We start from the raw sequence: 863 nt of genomic DNA, 5'->3' as shown, positions 1-863 counted from the left end.
CAGGTGAAACCTGTTTCGGGTCAGCCTTTGCAGCGCAAGGAAACGCTCATCCATAAAAACCTCCTGGGGAAGGCGACCAAAGCGTAACTTGTCTGCAATAACCCAGGCGTCTATATCATCATTTTTTGGTAAATCGCTGTAAGACTTCTTGAAATTATGCACAGTCTTAGCGTTCAGGATGTGAATTTTCGGCGAAAGTGGGGCCAGTTTTTCTGAACTTCTAAAAAGCTCAGCCAGGTGGTAGCTGTAATTAGAAGTAGCCTCCATTCCCAGGATAATCTCCTGCAGGGAGTGCCGGGCGGAGAGCTCTACAATATTATCAACCAGGGCCAGCGCTCCATCAAAAGTATTGGGCACTTTGAACTTTTTCAAAGTGTCGCCGCCGGCGGCCATACAGTGAACATTGTTCTTACGTAGGCTCACGTCAATACCGACATATAGTTTGCTCAAAAGATCACCTCCCTGTTCCAAAAGAATCAAGCAGGGTACAGGACCTGGGCGCCCTTGGGGAACCGCCTTACACAGCCTCGTAATGAGTGCTCACCCGGCCAGGCGGGCGCATGAATGGGNAGCTGCAAAAAATCCCATCACCATAAAGCCGGGGGCACAACCAGCGGTTAGAAAAAACACGGCGGGCCAAGGGTAACAGGCTTNACGNAGTAGTAGCCNAAAAAGGCNCCGANGAGGGGACTAAGAAATATCCCTATACCANGGCTTGTTATGCCCATTGTCCCGNAAAGTGACGCCCATGTCCAGACTCTGCCCGGTAAAAACTCAACTAAAAAAGGCAATAGAAAACCGGCCCCGGCGGGGCGGCTGCTAAAAATCGACCTGCACCCCGGGCCGGTAATAAATGACCATTA

The 863-nt window shown here is 50.5% G+C and carries 1 protein-coding gene; it reads right to left on the bottom strand.

Features of this window, described 5'->3' with window-relative positions; all coding sequences use genetic code 11:
* The coding region (locus tag Pmgp_RS19275) for an IS110 family transposase (RefSeq protein ID WP_153189242.1) at positions 1-450 on the bottom strand (450 nt) is incomplete at its 3' end.
* Positions 451-863: the final 413 nt, after the last annotated feature.

This window comes from Pelotomaculum propionicicum (assembly GCF_004369225.1).
In the GTDB taxonomy this organism is placed as follows: domain Bacteria; phylum Bacillota; class Desulfotomaculia; order Desulfotomaculales; family Pelotomaculaceae; genus Pelotomaculum_B; species Pelotomaculum_B propionicicum.
This window is presented reverse-complemented; position numbering and strand designations above follow the sequence as displayed.